This is a genomic window from Ruegeria sp. CDSC081 (assembly GCF_059610485.1).
This window is the reverse complement of record NZ_JBXWNS010000008.1, coordinates 104,778-119,973: the sequence shown is the minus strand read 5'-3', so window position 1 is coordinate 119,973 and position 15,196 is coordinate 104,778. Positions and strand designations below refer to the sequence as shown.

Below are 15,196 nucleotides of genomic sequence, written 5' to 3'. Positions count from 1 at the left end.
CCTTGTCAAAACGGGCATCAAAACATGCAACGCGCTTTTATTCCCGGCATTCTTGCCATGGCCACCATCGTTGTGGCTTCGAACATTCTGGTCCAGTTCCTGATCCTTGACGGGCTGTTGACTTGGGGTGCTTTCACCTATCCACTGGCCTTTCTGGTCACCGACATCATGAACCGCGTCTATGGCGTGGCCACCGCCCGCAAGGTCGTGTTTGCCGGGTTCGTCACCGGCATCGTCTGCTCGCTGATCGGCAGCCAGATCATGCTGCAGGGCGACGGGTTCACCTATGCCGCTGTGCCGCTGCGGATCGCTGTTGCCTCTGGCACTGCTTTCCTGATCGCCCAGCTGACCGATGTCACCGTGTTCAATGCAATGCGCGGGGGTCGCTGGTGGCGCGCACCGCTGGTCTCGACCCTAGTGGGTTCGGCGCTGGATACAGCATTGTTCTTCACTATCGCCTTTTCTGCCTCGATCGCGATCTTCGGCGCCAATGCCGACGCTGCGATCAGCTGGGCGTGGGAGCCTGTTCCCTTCATGCTGTCTGGCCCGATGGCACCCCTGTGGGTCACGCTGGCCTTTGCGGACTGGCTGGTAAAGTTGTCGCTGGCACTGATTGCGCTGATCCCCTTCAAGGTGATCGTTGCGCGCCTGACCGCGCAGCCCGTGTAAAAAACGCTTTGAGAATGGCACAGCTTGTGTCACCATCCTTGTTAACCGCAACAGATAGAAAAGGAGGTGATCCAGTGTCGAGAAAGAGATTGGAGAGAGGTGTTGGAACAACCGGGGGGATCGCCCGTTAGGGCAGCCCTTGGCGGAGCGCTCGCTCCGGCTGGTCGATTGATCTAACCGACCCAACCTCCTGAACTTTCGAAGGGCCGTCCTGCTAGGGCGGCCCTTTTTGTTTCCGCACAGCACTTGTAAGGTCCGCCCCATGTTGCGGATCAATGACGATATCACCCTGCAAGACTGGGAAATGACCGAAAGCTTTGTGCGCTCTTCCGGCCCTGGCGGGCAGAACGTGAACAAGGTTTCAACCGCGGTTGAGCTGCGGTTCGAAGCGGCGCGCTCGCCCTCACTGCCTGATCCGGTCAAGGCGCGGCTGAAACGGTTGGCTGGGCGGCGCTGGACCAAAGAGGGCGCGATCATCATCCAGTGCGAGGAAACGCGTAGCCAGGCCCGCAACCGCGAGATTGCGCGGGTGCGATTGGCTGAACTGATCACCCGCGCGCTGGTCAAACCCAAACGGCGTATCGCCACCAAGCCCACCTTTGGCTCGGTCAAACGTCGATTGGCCGCCAAAAAGGCCCGTTCGGATGTCAAATCTCTGCGCGGCAGGGTCGACGAAGATTGATCTGGTAACTTCTTTGCGCCTTGCTACTCTGCCCTGACAGGCGACAAGGAGGCAAAGCCATGAGGTTGGAGGGAAAAACCGCAATCGTAACCGGCGGCGCGTCCGGGTTCGGGGCCGGTATCGCGCAGAAGATTATTGCAGAGGGCGCACGCGTGATGATCGCGGATATCAACGGCGCTGCGGCCCGCGAAATGGCAGAAACGCTGGGCGCGCAGGCTATCGCGCAGCAGGTTGATGTGGCCAGCACGGCATCGGTTCAGGAAATGGCGGACACCGCCCACGACGCCTTTGGCGGGCTCGACATCCTGGTCAACAATGCCGGAGTAACCCATCTGCCGACCCCGCTGGAGGACGTCTCCGAAGAGGATTTCGACCGTGTCTTCAACGTGAACATGAAATCCGTCTATCTGACTGCCCGCGCCTTTGTGCCGATGATGAAGGCACGCGGAACCGGGGCGATCCTGAACGTCGCCTCAACCGCCGGGCTGTCCCCACGCCCCAACCTGAACTGGTATAACGCGTCCAAGGGTTGGATGATCACCGCAACCAAGACCATGGCGGTAGAACTTGCTCCGTCCGGCGTGCGTGTCAACGCGATCTGCCCCGTTGCGGGCGAAACCCCATTGCTGAAATCCTTCATGGGCGAAGACACCCCCGAGATTCGCGCCAAATTCTTGTCGACCATCCCGATTGGTCGCTTTTCAACACCCGAAGACATGGCCAACGCGGCCCTCTTCCTGTGCTCGGACGAGGCCAGCATGATCACCGGCACAGCCCTGGAAGTGGATGGTGGTCGATGCATCTGATCCGCTCTTCATCTGGCCATAAATACCTCCGCCGGAGGCAGCGCGCGACAGCGTGCTCTCCTACCCAACGCTTGAGGTAGACATGACCCCAGGACTCAGAAACCTTATCACTGATATCCCCGGCCTCAAGGTCGGCAACGCGCAAGATGATGTCCTGAAATCTGGTGCCACTGTTTTGACAGCGGAATCTCCTTTCATTGCGTCGGTTCACGTCATGGGTGGCGCACCCGGAACGCGGGAAACCGACCTGCTGGCCCCCGACAAATCGGTGGACCGTGTTGATGCTATCGTCCTTTCGGGCGGGTCTGCTTTTGGGCTGGATGCCTGCTCGGGTGTTTCAGACGCGATGCGGGCCGATGGACGCGGTTTTCCGGTCGGTCAGGCGATTGTTCCGATCATACCGGGCGCGATCCTGTTTGACCTTCTTAACGGAGGCGAAAAAGGCTGGGCTGAAAACCCCTATCGAGTGCTGGGGCGTGCCGCTTATCAAAACGCATCAACGCAATTCGAACTTGGCACCGCCGGGGCGGGCACCGGGGCATTGGCTGCAATGCATAAGGGCGGGCTTGGCTCGGCCTCATTTGTGTTGCCCAGCGGTATTACTGTCGGAGCGCTTGTCGCGGCAAACCCGCTCGGTAGTGTGACAACGCCCGGAGATCGACATTTCTGGGCGGCCCCATTCGAACATGGTGCGGAATTTGGCGGATTGGGCCCGGATATGTCGCCCGATCAAAGCCAGATGCGCCCAAGCCGCAAAGCACTGGCGATGCGCCCCGCCCGACCCGATCAGACAAATACCACGCTTGCCATTGTCGCCACCGATGCTTGCCTGACAAAACCGCAATGTCAGCGCGTTGCTGTGGCGGCGCATGACGGGATTGCGCGGGCCATTCTGCCCGCCCATACCCCCGGAGATGGTGATCTGGTCTTTGCCGTCAGCACAGGTGCGCGCCCGCTGCAGAGCGAATCCGAGTTGGGCACGATCGGGCATGTGGCGTCTTTGTGCCTGTCACGTGCCATCGCGCGCGCGGTGTTTTCTGCCTCTCCGGCAGCGGGCGATTTGTTGCCGTGCTGGTCGGATGTACATGATTTTGGTTAAGGCGTGGCGGGATCAAATCTGTGACATGGTGCCATCGCGCGGCAATCCGCGCATTGACTCTTACCGGTGCTGAAGGTCCTTTCGGCGCAACAAACCTATATCGGAGCAAAGCCATGAATCGCATCCTCGCTACCGCAATCGCCGGCCTGTTGGCCCTTCCCGTTTACGCAGAAGGTGACGCCGACGCTGGCAAGAAGGCCTTCAACAAATGCAAATCCTGTCATCTGATCGCCGATCCCGATGGCGAGGTGATCGTGAAAGGCGGAAAAACCGGCCCGAACCTCTATGGGGTTGCTGGCCGTACTGCTGGGACGGTTGAAGGGTTTAAATACGGTGACAGCATTGTCGAAGCTGGTGAAAACGGTTTGATCTGGGACGAGGCAACTTTTGTCGAATATGCCCAAGACCCCAAAGCCTTCCTGCAATCCTATCTGGATCAGACCGGGGCCAAGTCCAAAATGACCTTCAAGCTGAAAAAGGGCGCCGAGGACGTTTACGCCTATATCGTCAGTGTTTCGGGCGAATAACTCCTGAAGTCCGGCAGTCGGAAAGATCAGAAAAGGCCGCAGCCCCTGCGGCCTTTCGTGCGGTTGATAACCAGATCAATAGACGCCAATTTGGAACCGTGCGGCACCTCATCTGTTTCACGCTTTGCACCAGACAGCCACGCCTTTCGGGTCACAGCCCTTCCGGAATCCCGGTCGCATAGGCGGATCGGCAGCAGGAGACGACAAATGGGAATCATGATCCCGGCCTGGGTTGATGGTGAATTGACCCCCGTTGAAAAGCTTGAGGCCCATGAAAAGGGTCTGCGGCACAAGGCGGTGTCGGTCTTTGTTGTGCGCGGCACCGAGATTTTGCTGCAGCGCCGGGCAATGGGCAAATACCACACGCCCGGCCTGTGGGCGAATACCTGTTGTACCCATCCTGACTGGGGTGAAATGCCCTCGGTCTGTGCCGTCCGCCGCCTGCGCGAGGAACTGGGAATCACCGGGTTGTACCCCGAATATCGTCACCGTTTGGAATATCACGCCGATGTCGGCAATTCGCTGATCGAGCATGAGGTGGTAGACGTATTCCTGGCCCATGTTCGAGGACCACTGAAGATCGAGCCGAACCCAGATGAAGTGATGGATATCCGCTGGATCGACTACCACGATCTGCTGGCCGAGGTGCAGCGCCATCCTGACCGGTTTACGCCTTGGCTGAAAATCTATCTGCACAACCACGCCGACACGATTTTCGGCCCCGATCTGATTATCTCGGCCAAATCCTGATGCACCGGCTTGCAAGGTCCGTCCAAGGGGCATAAATCAACCCGTCATGGCCAAGCAGAAGACAGACCCGAATTACAAAGTCATCGCCGAAAACCGGCGCGCCCGCTTCGATTACGCGATCGAAGAGGATATCGAGTGCGGCATCATTCTGCACGGGTCCGAGGTCAAATCCCTGCGGGCAGGCGGGTCGAACATCGCCGAAAGCTATGCCACGGTTGATGACGGAGAGCTGTGGTTGGTCAACAGCTATGTCGCCCCCTACGAACAGGCCAAGGTCTTCAAACACGAAGAACGTCGTCGCCGTAAGCTGTTGGTGTCGCGCAAAGAGCTGTCAAATCTGTGGAACGCGACCCAACGCAAAGGCATGACGCTTGTGCCGCTGGTCCTGTATTTCAACCACAAGGGCCTGGCCAAGATTAAGATCGGCATCGCCAAGGGTAAGAAAAACCACGACAAGCGCGAAACCCAGGCCAAGCGCGACTGGTCACGGCAAAAGCAACGCTTGCTGAAAGATCACAGCTAAAGGCGCTCGAACTTCGGTTGTCAGATGGATTTGATCCTCGCGTTCTCAATCAGGCTACCGGGGCTACAGATACGGCAGAAGTCCGGTTCGAGCCCAAAGCGACAGAGCTTCAGACCTAACATCAAACTTTTCGAAGGCTAAAACAACTGCTACTCCCTATTGAATGATTGTTTGGTTTCGAAGCTTCCTCTTGTTTATCTTGTCTTTAGGCTCAGTTGCGTTGGCCTGCAGTCCTGATCCGAATTTTGCTTACGATGACATTTTCTCGCAGGAGATTTTGCTGGTCACAGCCAACGTCAAGACATTTGAAATTGAATCTTCCGACTATGAGCTGTGCTGGAATGCGAGGTATTCCGATGCTCAATACTTGTATGGAGTTGGTGCAGAACAGTTTTCCGTTAGAACATGCTTGGACAAGGAGTCGACAGGTGACGAGCTAGGTGCGGAGCCGGAAGCATTTGATATTTACGGCTTTGTAACAAACGCCAACGTTGTTTTGGGTTTGGTTCGCCCGCCTGAATACCCTTCGACACTAAGATATGCCATTCCGTCATGTTGGGGATGGTTACACTATAATTTGGACAAGTTCTCTAGTGAAGAACGAGACGAGTTTTTGCAAGAGCTCGAAGACCAAATCAAAAAAGCCGAATGACGGCTAAGTCCGCATAGCCGACATTGACCATCAGCCTTACTCACAGCACTGACTTGCCGTAGAAATTCACCGTTCGCACAGGTGGCCCCATAAGAACCCAACTTTGAACAAAGCAGAGCCCAAATGCGGCACCGATCAGAACGCCATGGCCGCCTGAACAGCGCGTTGCCAGCGGTCATAGGCGGCGTCGCGTTCCTCTGTGGAGAGTTTGGGTTCGAACCGGCGATCCAGCGCCCAGGTTTCTGCGAATTGCTGTTGATCGGGATAGATGCCCGCGCGCATACCCGCCAGCCAGGCCGCGCCCAGAGCAGTGGTTTCCTGCATCACGGGTCGGTCGACCTCGGCGCCGAGGTAATCCGACAGGCCTTGCATCGCCCAATCAGATGCGCTGGCACCGCCGTCGACGCGTAAGATGACATCGGTATCTGCACCCCAGTCGCCCTGCATGGCATGCCAAAGGTCACGGGTCTGATAGGCGATGCTTTCCAGTGTTGCCTTGGCAAATTCTGCCCGCCCGGAATTGCGGGTCAAGCCAAAGACCGCGCCCCGACAATCTGGTTTCCAATAGGGCGCGCCCAATCCGGTAAATGCGGGCACCAGCACAACATGCTGGTTGGGGTCGGCCTGCTGCGCCAGCTCGCCACTTTCCGGGGCGGTTTCGATGATCTGCAGCGCATCGCGCAGCCATTGCACCGCAGCCCCTGCGACAAAGATCGACCCCTCAAGCGCATAGGTTTTTTGCCCGTCCAACTGATAGGCAATCGTTGTCAGCAGGCGGTTCTTCGAGGCGACCGGCTGAGGCCCGGTATTCAACAGCGCAAAACACCCCGTCCCATAGGTCGATTTCATCATGCCGGGCTGGAAACAGGCCTGCCCGATGGTCGCGGCCTGCTGATCGCCCGCAACACCCAGAATCGGGATATTTCCCCCAATCAGAGTCGTTTCTCCGAAGTCCGAGGCGCAATCCTGTACCTCGGGCAGCATGGACATGGGCACATCCAACAGATCGCAGATCTCGGTGCTCCAACAGCCTTTGTGGATGTCGAACAGCAGTGTGCGGGCAGCGTTGGTGGCGTCTGTCACATGGTTGCGGCCTTCGGTCAGGCGCCAGATCAGGAAACTGTCGATGGTGCCGAACAGTAGCTCGCCTGCCTCGGCGCGGTCGCGGGCGCCGGGGACATTGTCCAGTAGCCATTTGACTTTGGTTCCAGAAAAATACGGGTCCAGCAACAGCCCGGTCTGCTGGGTCACGTCATCCTCGCACCCGGCCTGCTTGTAGCGGGCGCAGATATCGGCAGTGCGTCGATCCTGCCAGACGATTGCGTTGTGGATCGGCTCGCCGGTCTGTTTATCCCAGACCACGGTTGTTTCACGCTGGTTGGTGATGCCGATACCGGCGATCTGATCGGGGGTTGCGCCAACGCTCTGCATCACTTCGCGGCAGACACGCAGGACGCTGTCCCAGATTTCCTCGGGATCGTGTTCGACCCAGCCTTCTTGTGGGAAATACTGCGTAAATTCATGCTGCGCGGTGCCTGCCCGTTGCATGTCCGCGTCGAACAGAATGGCCCGTGATGATGTGGTGCCCTGATCAATGGCAAGAATATAGGTCACGCCTGCGCCCCCCCTTCGCATTTGGTTTTGCGAGACTTTAGCGCAAACAGTCGGTTGCGTACCAGAGTGTTCAGACGGGAATATTGTCGATTAGACGCACTCCATCCGCCCAGGCCGCGGCAAACAGGCGGGCGGGTCGGTCGGCATGTGTCAGCGGGTTCAGAGATTCCGCACAGCGCAGTTGGATATATTCCACTTGTGTAAAACCTGCGGCCAAAAGATCGGTACTGGCCTGTGCTGCCAGTGTGTCGAACGGGGCGCCGTTCTTTAGCGCGTTGGCAAGATCCAGCATGATGCGGTGTTTGTGCGCTGCAATCTCCATTCCCTCGGGCGAGAGGCGCTGATTGCGTGAGGACATGGCCAGACCCGAAGGTTCACGCACCGTGGGGCAGCCGATCACCTCGATCGGGATATCCAGATCACGCGCCATGCGGTGCACGACAAGCAGCTGTTGATAGTCTTTTTCCCCAAAATAGGCTCTGTCTGCCTGGGTTTGCAGGAACAGTTTGGCGACCACAGTGGCGACGCCATCGAAATGACCGGGGCGGAATTCGCCCTCCATCACATTTGTCAGGCCAGTTACAGATACGGTGGTGGCAAAGCCTTGCGGGTAGATCTCGTCCGGGTCCGGCACATAAATCGCATCAACGCCATAGGGCGCCAGTTTCTGAGCATCTTCGATTTCGGTGCGCGGATAATTGGCCAGATCCTCGGGGTTGTTAAACTGCTTTGGGTTCACGAAAATCGTCACGATAACTCGGTCGGTGCCATTTTTGGCCGCCTCAACCAGAGACAGATGCCCCGGATGCAACGCGCCCATAGTTGGGACGACGCCGATTGCCTCACCTTTCTTGCGCCAGTTGGCGGTCAAGGCGCGCAGATCGGAGAAGCGACGCAGGATCGGAGCGGTCATTTAGCTGAGCCCTGTGACGGAGCCTGATCGGCAAAGACATGTTCATCGGCGGGGAAAGCGCGTGCGCGCACTTCGGCGGCGTACTCGGCGATGGCGGCCTCGGCCTGTGGCCCCAGCTCGGCATAGCGTTTGACGAATTTCGGTTTGAAAGCGGTGAAAAAGCCGACCATGTCGTCCACCACCAGTATTTGCCCGTCACATCCGGCGGACGCGCCAATGCCGATAGTAGGGATGGCGACCTCGGCAGTGATTTGGTTGGCTAGACTCTGCGGGACCTTCTCTAACACAAGGGAAAAGGCGCCTGCATCAGCCACGGCATGGGCATCGGCCAGTACCGTCTGTGCCTGATCATCACGGCCCTGCACCTTATATCCACCTAGCGTGTTGATCGACTGTGGGGTCAGGCCGATATGCGCCATCACCGGGATGCCGCGCTTGACCAGAAAGCGGATGGTCTCGGCCATTTCGACACCGCCCTCAAGCTTGACGGCACCGGCACCGGTTTCCGCCATCAGGCGGGCGGCATTGCGGAACGCCTGTGAGGTGCTTTCCTCGTAACTGGCAAAGGGCATGTCGATGACCATCATCGCCTTGTCCAGCCCGCGAGCAACAGCCTGACCATGCAGGATCATCATCTCCATCGTCACGCCAAGGGTGGATTCCAACCCGTGTAGCACCATGCCGACACTGTCACCGACCAGAACAAAGTCGCAATGATCATCCATCAGTCGGGCCATCGGAGTTGTATATGCGGTCAGACTGACCAGTGGCTCGCCACCTTTTCGGGCGCGAATATCCACGGCATTCGGGGCTCTTTTGCGGGCGGTGGCGCTCATGCTCGCTCCTCGCGGTTCATGTTGCGGTGCGGCATAGCAGATTGGGCCGGGCCAAAGATAGCCCGGTTGCGCGAACATTTCCTTGATTGACCTAAGGTTTAAAGGGACATTGGTCCGCAGACCGGTCCGCGACATGCAGGACCACACAGTTTCAGTGGGGAGACAACGATATGACAAAGCAGATGTTTCGGTCTTTTGCATCGGCGCTGGCGATTGGAGCCAGTTTGATAGCCACCCAGGCCCTGGCCAAATCCGACATCACCATCGCAATGCAGCTTGAGCCGCCGCATCTGGACCCAACCAGCGCTGCGGCACAGGCCATCGATTCGGTTGTCTATACCAATATCTTCGAAGGTCTGACCCGGTTCATGGGCGACGGATCGGTCGTGCCCGGGCTGGCGGAAAGCTGGGAGATTTCAGACGACGGCACCGTCTATACCTTTAAGCTGCGCGATGGTGTGACCTTCCACGATGGCACCACCATGGATGCCGAGGACGTCAAATTCAGCCTTGACCGGGCCCGCGCTGAAGACAGCGCCAATGCACAAAAGGCCCTGTTTGCCGGGATCGAAAGCGTTGAGGTCGTGGATCCGCTGACCGTCAAGGTCACCCTGTCAGGACCAAACGGGAATTTCCTGTTCAATATGGCCTGGGGGGATGCGGTGATTGTCGCCCCCGAAAGCATAGAGGCGATCAAGACCAACCCGGTCGGCACCGGCGCATTTGCCTTTGGGGACTGGGTGCAGGGGGACAGCATCACGCTGACGCGAAATCCCGACTATTGGGGTGATCAGCCCGCGTTAGAGTCTGCTACATTCAAGTTCATCTCGGACCCGACCGCCGCCTTTGCCGCCATGATGGCCGAGGATGTGGATGTGTTCGACATTTTCCCGGCGCCTGAGAACATGCCGCAGTTCGAGGCTGATCCGCGCTTTCAGGTGCTTGTCGGCTCGACCGAGGGTGAGACGATTCTGTCCACCAACAACAAACAGCCGCCCTTTGACGACATCCGGGTGCGGCAGGCGTTGGCCCATGCCATCGACCGTCAGGCAATTATTGACGGCGCGATGTTCGGCTATGGCACGCCCATCGGAACGCATTTTGCCCCGCACAACCCCGCCTATGTCGATCTGACCGGCAATTCGGCGTATGACCCCAAGAAGGCCGCGCAGTTGCTGGCCGATGCGGGCTATGCCGAAGGGTTCAAGACCACTCTGCACCTGCCGCCGCCTTCTTACGCTCGCCGCGGAGGCGAGATCATCGCCGCACAACTGGCCGAGGTCGGGATCGAGGCTGAAATCATCAATGTCGAATGGGCGCAGTGGCTGGAATCGGTGTTCAAGGGCAAGGATTTTGGTTTGACTATCGTCAGCCATACCGAGCCGATGGATATCGGCATCTATGCGCGACCCGACTATTATTTCCAGTATGACAGCATCGACTTTCAGACGCTGATGGAGACGTTGAACGCCACCACCGACCCAGATGAGCGTACGCGCCTGTTGGGCGAAGCGCAGCGTCTGATCGCAAATGATTACGTCAACGGGTATCTGTTCCAGCTGGCCAAGCTTGGCGTTGCCAAGGCTGGCGTTCAGGGCCTTTGGGAAAACGCACCCACAGCGGCCATCGACCTGACCGCCATCAGTTGGGCGGAATAAGACCAGTTCCAGAGAGGAGACCGGCGCATGAGAAGATCAACCCTCGTTGCGTTGATGATCGCGGTTTTAGCCGTGATTGCGCCGGTCGCTAAAGGGGATACGCCGCTTGAACAGGCGGTGACACTGTGGCTGGAAGGCGATGATGAACGCGCTCTGCCACTGCTGGCGGAGCTGGCGGCTGATGGCAACGCGCAGGCTCGTCTGCTGTTGGGGCGAATTGAAACCGCCGATCTTGGACCATCTCCGTTCCGCCAATCGCTGGGCCGAATGGGTTCGCGCAAGCTGTTTCGTCAAAAAGACCTGACGGCCTTTGGCCGATCCTGGCTGTTGGTTGAGGCGAAAGGTGGAAATGAGCTTGCCCAAGCGCTGTTGGATGCCAAACGCCCCACACCAGACCCGAAGCTGATTGCACAGCTCAATGCGTTGGGAGAACATCAAGCTACGGACTACCCGACGCGAATTGTGGCGCTCTATGGCGATCCAGAAATGCGCGGCGATCTGTTGGCGGATGGGCAGCTGATGCAGGACCTCAAACCTTACCTGAGTTATCTGATGGTCGATCCCGAGCCGCGCGGCGACGGTCTGGCCGCGCTGCGCCACATTCAGCCTGATCCAGTTGACATGAATTCCGATCAGGCGCTGGGCATGGCGGGATTGCTGGCCCTGGGGCTGGGATATGGCGATCTGTCAGTGGACAATAGCTGGCGCCCGGCGGTGGAAAACTGGTTGATGACATCCCAGTCGACCCGCCCCATCGCGCAGCTCTGTTCTGACCAATGCGGGGCCGAGGCACCAAACTGCGCCTTCGCCTTCCTTGCCCTGTTTGGCGGCTATTTCGAGGTCATCCGCATCGACAGCCCGCTGGAAACGCTCATCCCGCAGGAGCAGTTTCTGGACAGTCCTCGCGCGCGCCTGATGGTCCTTCGTCGGGCGGCACTGGCCCGGACCGAGACAAATCTGGAAACGCTGGTGGACAGCGCACCCGCGGCGAAGCTTTCGACCTGCGCGACTGATTTGGTCCGGCAAGAGCAGCAGTCCTACAAGTAGCTGTTGCGTATGCGCGGCTCGCACCCGTAACCTGTTTGTAATGCTACGCTATGCCCTCAAACGTCTGATTTCGCTGGTGATCAGCCTGGCTATCGCCTCGGTGGTCATTTTTGCAGTGATCGAGGTCGCGCCGGGCGATCCGGCATCCTTCATGCTTGGCGTCAACGCGCAGGCGGACACGCTAGCCGCGCTGCGGGCCGAGCTGGGGTTGGATGTGTCCAAACCGCAGCGCTATTTCAACTGGGTCAGCGGAATGCTGGTCGGGGATTTCGGCACTTCATACACCTATCGCACGCCGGTGTCTCAGATGATTGCGGACCGACTTTGGGTGTCGCTGCCGCTGGCGCTTTATGCACTGACCCTATCGACCCTGATCGCCTTTCCCGCAGGGATTTACGCTGCTGCGCGCCGGGGGCGGCCGGGCGATGTGGCGGTCATGGGGGCCACACAGCTCGGCATCGCCGTGCCCAATTTCTGGTTCGCCATGATGCTGGTGCTGGTCTTTGCCATCAATCTGCGCTGGTTCAACGCTGGAGGGTTCGCAGGCTGGGACGGCGGGTTTTGGACCGGTCTGCACTCGCTGACCCTGCCAGCCATAGCGCTGGCTCTGCCACAGGCGGCGATTCTTGCAAGGGTCATGCGGTCGGCCCTGTTGGATATTCTGGGTGAGGATTTCATGCGCACCGCACGGGCCAAGGGGCTGTCCCGCCGACAGGCGCTGTGGCGTCACGGGGTGCGCAATGCGCTGATCCCGGTGCTGACTATCATCGGGCTGCAGTTTTCCTTTCTTCTGGCCGGGTCCATCATTATCGAACAGGTGTTTTACCTGCCCGGCCTCGGACGGTTGGTGTTTCAGGCGATCTCGGCCCGCGATCTGATCGTGGTGGAATCGGTGGTCATGCTGCTGGTTTTTGCAGTGATCACGGTGAATTTTCTAGTTGACCTCGCCTATGCCGCCGTTGACCCCCGTCTGAGGAGCAGGACATGAGCCGTAACCTCATCCTTGGTGCAGTACTCTCCTCGCTGGTGGTCTTGGCGGCGGCACTTTCCTTTGTCTGGACGCCCTATGCGCACGCCGCGCTGAATATTCCCGCCAAGCTGCAACCACCCAATGCGCAGCACTGGTTTGGCACCGATCATTTTGGGCGGGACATGTTCTCAATGATCATGGTGGGCGCGCGCACTTCAATCGCTGTGGCCTTGGTGGCGGTGGGGATCGGCATGACATTGGGCGTGCCACTTGGTCTGGCTGCAGCGGCGCGAAAAGGCACGTGGCTGGATGAGGTGATCATGCGCGGCAACGATCTGGTTTTTGCTTTCCCGTCGTTGGTCATCGCCATCCTGATCACTGCCGTTTTCGGTGCCGGGGCAGTCAACGCCATCATTGCCATCGGTATCTTCAACATTCCGGTCTTTGCCCGTATCACCCGTGGCGCTGCGCTGTCGCTGTGGGAGCGAGAGTTCATCCTGGCCGCCCGGGTCTCGGGCAAGAGCGCGGCGCGGATATCGGCGGAACATATCCTGCCTAATGTGGCGAACTTGCTGATCGTACAGGGCACCATCCAGTTCAGCCTTGGCATTCTTGCCGAGGCAGGCCTGTCCTATGTCGGGTTGGGTGCGCAACCGCCTACGCCCAGTTGGGGCCGGATGTTGGCAGATGCGCAGACGATGGTCAGTTTTGCCCCGCATTTGGCTCTGATTCCGGGGCTCGCAATCATTGTCACTGTTTTGGGGCTGAACCTGCTGGGCGACGGTTTGCGGGATTGGCTGGACCCCCGAATACGGGTGGCGCGCGCATGAGCTTGCTGGAAATCGAAAATCTCAACCTGTCGATTCATGGCATGGACATTCTCAAACAGGTCAGCCTGTCTGTTGCGTTGGGTGAGATCGTCGCCGTCACCGGTGAAAGCGGTTCGGGCAAGTCCATGACGGCGTTGGCGGTGATGCAACTGCTGCCAAACGGTGCGGATGCCGCGGGCGCGATCCGGTTGGACGGGCTGGACCTGCTGAACTGTTCCGAGGATGAGATGTGCGCGCTGCGTGGCGCCTCGGTAGGGATGGTGTTTCAGGAACCCATGACTGCGCTGAACCCGGTCAAAACCATCGGGGATCAGGTGATGGAGACAATCCTGATCCACAAGGCCATGCCTACTGCACAGGCCCGGTCCCGTGCCGAAGAAGTGCTGACGCGCGTCGGCCTTCCGCCCGAAAGGTTCCCTCTGTCCCGGTATCCGCATGAGCTGTCCGGTGGTCAGCGTCAGCGCGTGGTGATCGCCATGGCCATCGCGTTGCGCCCAAGGTTGCTGATCGCGGACGAACCTACGACGGCGCTGGACGTCACTACGCAGGCGCAGATTTTAGACCTGCTCACGGGGTTGGTGCGCGAATACGACATGGGATTGCTAATGATCACCCATGATCTGGCGGTTGTGGCCGATATGGCCGACCGGATCATCGTCATGCGCTATGGCGAAGTCGTCGAGGCCGGCGCCACCGAACCCTTGCTGCGGAACATGCAGCACCCCTATACACGCATGCTGTTCCGGGCTTCGGGCCATCAGGTCGACCTGCCGGAACTCAAACCGGCACAGCCTTTGCTTGAGGTTGCACAGGTGGTCCGGGATTACCGTTTGCCCCGAAAGGGCTTGTTTGATGCGCCGCGACACCACAGGGCTGTGGCTGGGGTCAGCTTTACACTGAACAAAGGCGAGCGCTTGGGCCTGGTCGGAGAGTCCGGGTGCGGAAAATCGACCCTAACACGGGCTATCCTGGGGCTGGAAGAGGTGCAGAGCGGCCAGATTCTGCTGGACGGGCAACCAGTATTCACCGGGCACAATCCCAATCTGGCCGTCCGGCGTAAGATGCAGGTTGTGTTCCAGGACCCCTATGGCAGCTTCAACCCCCGACACCGGGTCACGCGCCTGATCACCGAGCCGTTTCACCTGCTCGAACATCCCCCAACCGGGTCCGAGCGGCAGGATCGGATCGCCGAGATTCTGACGGCCGTAGGTCTCAGCCCCGATGACGCGGGTCGGTACATTCACGAGTTCTCGGGCGGGCAGAGGCAGCGTATCGCCATCGCCCGTGCCCTGATCATCCGGCCCGAACTGATCTTGTTTGATGAGGCGGTCTCGGCCCTTGATGTTTCTGTCCGAGCGCAGATCCTTGATCTGCTGGCCGAGCTCTGCGGCGCCTATGACCTGACTTATCTGTTCATCAGCCACGACCTAAGCGTCGTGCGCACCATTACCGACCGGGTTTTGGTGATGCAGGCGGGGCAGATTGTCGAACAGGGTGAGACCGAACAGGTCTTTTCCAACCCGCAGCACCCCTATACCCAAACCCTGATCGCCGCCGCACCGACCCTGCCGGATATCGGTCAGGATGTAGCATAAACTTCAATGTTAGAGACGAAATGGA

The 15,196-nt window shown here is 58.9% G+C and carries 16 protein-coding genes; 13 read left to right on the top strand and 3 right to left on the bottom strand.

What is annotated here, in order from left to right:
• The first annotated feature begins 24 nt into the window (after nt 1-24).
• From AC2FH9_RS15595 to AC2FH9_RS15560, 8 genes are all read left to right on the top strand, one after another.
• Entirely contained in the window at nt 25-669 is a 645-nt protein-coding gene (locus tag AC2FH9_RS15595) for a queuosine precursor transporter (RefSeq protein WP_281973321.1), read from the top strand.
• Nucleotides 670-931: 262 nt separating this feature from the next.
• On the top strand, nt 932-1,351 hold the full coding sequence (gene arfB / locus AC2FH9_RS15590; RefSeq protein ID WP_281973320.1) for an alternative ribosome rescue aminoacyl-tRNA hydrolase ArfB: 420 nt from the start codon (nt 932-934) through the stop codon (nt 1,349-1,351).
• Between the two features lie 59 nt (nt 1,352-1,410).
• Nucleotides 1,411-2,157 carry an SDR family oxidoreductase gene (locus AC2FH9_RS15585; protein WP_496872140.1) on the top strand — a complete coding sequence of 249 codons (747 nt, stop codon included), beginning with the start codon at nt 1,411-1,413 and terminating at the stop codon, nt 2,155-2,157.
• An 82-nt stretch (nt 2,158-2,239) separates the two neighbouring features.
• Nucleotides 2,240-3,256 carry a P1 family peptidase gene (locus AC2FH9_RS15580; RefSeq protein WP_496786937.1) on the top strand — a complete coding sequence of 339 codons (1,017 nt, stop codon included), beginning with the start codon at nt 2,240-2,242 and terminating at the stop codon, nt 3,254-3,256.
• A 113-nt stretch (nt 3,257-3,369) separates the two neighbouring features.
• Nucleotides 3,370-3,783, top strand: coding sequence for a c-type cytochrome (locus tag AC2FH9_RS15575; protein ID WP_496786938.1), 414 nt, complete (start codon nt 3,370-3,372; stop codon nt 3,781-3,783).
• A gap of 207 nt (nt 3,784-3,990) precedes the next feature.
• Complete coding sequence (idi, locus tag AC2FH9_RS15570; protein WP_496697875.1) at nt 3,991-4,533, top strand: isopentenyl-diphosphate Delta-isomerase; 543 nt, start codon at nt 3,991-3,993, stop codon at nt 4,531-4,533.
• Between the two features lie 46 nt (nt 4,534-4,579).
• A complete protein-coding gene (smpB, locus tag AC2FH9_RS15565) occupies nt 4,580-5,056 on the top strand; it encodes an SsrA-binding protein SmpB (RefSeq protein WP_271951849.1) in 477 nt (158 codons plus the stop codon).
• A gap of 163 nt (nt 5,057-5,219) precedes the next feature.
• On the top strand, nt 5,220-5,708 hold the full coding sequence (locus tag AC2FH9_RS15560; protein ID WP_496872136.1) for a hypothetical protein: 489 nt from the start codon (nt 5,220-5,222) through the stop codon (nt 5,706-5,708).
• A gap of 135 nt (nt 5,709-5,843) precedes the next feature.
• Here the strand turns inward: AC2FH9_RS15560 and glpK are convergent, their stop codons facing one another.
• The 3 genes from glpK to panB all read right to left on the bottom strand — a co-directional run bounded on the left by glpK (nt 5,844) and on the right by panB (nt 9,071).
• Complete coding sequence (gene glpK / locus AC2FH9_RS15555; protein WP_496872134.1) at nt 5,844-7,322, bottom strand: glycerol kinase GlpK; 1,479 nt, start codon at nt 7,320-7,322, stop codon at nt 5,844-5,846.
• Between the two features lie 70 nt (nt 7,323-7,392).
• Complete coding sequence (gene panC / locus AC2FH9_RS15550; protein WP_496750654.1) at nt 7,393-8,235, bottom strand: pantoate--beta-alanine ligase; 843 nt, start codon at nt 8,233-8,235, stop codon at nt 7,393-7,395.
• On the bottom strand, nt 8,232-9,071 hold the full coding sequence (panB, locus tag AC2FH9_RS15545) for a 3-methyl-2-oxobutanoate hydroxymethyltransferase (RefSeq protein ID WP_496872132.1): 840 nt from the start codon (nt 9,069-9,071) through the stop codon (nt 8,232-8,234). Before panB ends, panC begins: the two co-directional genes overlap by 4 nt.
• Nucleotides 9,072-9,241: 170 nt before the next feature.
• Between panB and AC2FH9_RS15540 the strand changes: the two genes are divergently transcribed.
• From AC2FH9_RS15540 to AC2FH9_RS15520, 5 genes are read left to right on the top strand one after another with little or no spacing between them, the layout of a single operon-like run.
• Entirely contained in the window at nt 9,242-10,729 is a 1,488-nt protein-coding gene (locus tag AC2FH9_RS15540) for an ABC transporter substrate-binding protein (protein WP_142638604.1), read from the top strand.
• 27 nt (nt 10,730-10,756) lie between these two features.
• Nucleotides 10,757-11,776: a hypothetical protein gene (locus AC2FH9_RS15535; RefSeq protein WP_496872131.1), complete on the top strand. Its 1,020-nt coding sequence runs from the start codon at nt 10,757-10,759 to the stop codon at nt 11,774-11,776.
• A 40-nt stretch (nt 11,777-11,816) separates the two neighbouring features.
• The gene (locus tag AC2FH9_RS15530) at nt 11,817-12,764 is read left to right on the top strand and encodes an ABC transporter permease (protein WP_281973312.1); all 948 of its coding nucleotides are present in this window, start codon (nt 11,817-11,819) and stop codon (nt 12,762-12,764) included.
• Entirely contained in the window at nt 12,761-13,576 is an 816-nt protein-coding gene (locus AC2FH9_RS15525) for an ABC transporter permease (RefSeq protein WP_496750651.1), read from the top strand. The genes AC2FH9_RS15530 and AC2FH9_RS15525 overlap by 4 nt, the downstream gene beginning before the upstream one ends.
• Nucleotides 13,573-15,171, top strand: coding sequence for an ABC transporter ATP-binding protein (locus tag AC2FH9_RS15520; protein WP_496872129.1), 1,599 nt, complete (start codon nt 13,573-13,575; stop codon nt 15,169-15,171). Before AC2FH9_RS15525 ends, AC2FH9_RS15520 begins: the two co-directional genes overlap by 4 nt.
• Nucleotides 15,172-15,196: the final 25 nt, after the last annotated feature.

Bases quoted from the DNA above. Each gene is read 5' to 3' on its own strand.
- smpB (WP_271951849.1), top strand. From the start codon at position 4,580: ATGGCCAAGCAGAAGACAGACCCGAATTACAAAGTCATCGCCGAAAAC.
- AC2FH9_RS15535 (WP_496872131.1), top strand. From the start codon at position 10,757: ATGAGAAGATCAACCCTCGTTGCGTTGATGATCGCGGTTTTAGCCGTG.
- panC (WP_496750654.1), bottom strand. From the start codon at position 8,235: ATGACCGCTCCGATCCTGCGTCGCTTCTCCGATCTGCGCGCCTTGACC.
- AC2FH9_RS15560 (WP_496872136.1), top strand. From the start codon at position 5,220: ATGATTGTTTGGTTTCGAAGCTTCCTCTTGTTTATCTTGTCTTTAGGC.
- AC2FH9_RS15575 (WP_496786938.1), top strand. From the start codon at position 3,370: ATGAATCGCATCCTCGCTACCGCAATCGCCGGCCTGTTGGCCCTTCCC.
- idi (WP_496697875.1), top strand. From the start codon at position 3,991: ATGGGAATCATGATCCCGGCCTGGGTTGATGGTGAATTGACCCCCGTT.
- AC2FH9_RS15585 (WP_496872140.1), top strand. From the start codon at position 1,411: ATGAGGTTGGAGGGAAAAACCGCAATCGTAACCGGCGGCGCGTCCGGG.
- panB (WP_496872132.1), bottom strand. From the start codon at position 9,071: ATGAGCGCCACCGCCCGCAAAAGAGCCCCGAATGCCGTGGATATTCGC.
- arfB (WP_281973320.1), top strand. From the start codon at position 932: ATGTTGCGGATCAATGACGATATCACCCTGCAAGACTGGGAAATGACC.
- AC2FH9_RS15525 (WP_496750651.1), top strand. From the start codon at position 12,761: ATGAGCCGTAACCTCATCCTTGGTGCAGTACTCTCCTCGCTGGTGGTC.
- AC2FH9_RS15520 (WP_496872129.1), top strand. From the start codon at position 13,573: ATGAGCTTGCTGGAAATCGAAAATCTCAACCTGTCGATTCATGGCATG.
- AC2FH9_RS15530 (WP_281973312.1), top strand. From the start codon at position 11,817: ATGCTACGCTATGCCCTCAAACGTCTGATTTCGCTGGTGATCAGCCTG.
- AC2FH9_RS15540 (WP_142638604.1), top strand. From the start codon at position 9,242: ATGACAAAGCAGATGTTTCGGTCTTTTGCATCGGCGCTGGCGATTGGA.
- AC2FH9_RS15580 (WP_496786937.1), top strand. From the start codon at position 2,240: ATGACCCCAGGACTCAGAAACCTTATCACTGATATCCCCGGCCTCAAG.
- AC2FH9_RS15595 (WP_281973321.1), top strand. From the start codon at position 25: ATGCAACGCGCTTTTATTCCCGGCATTCTTGCCATGGCCACCATCGTT.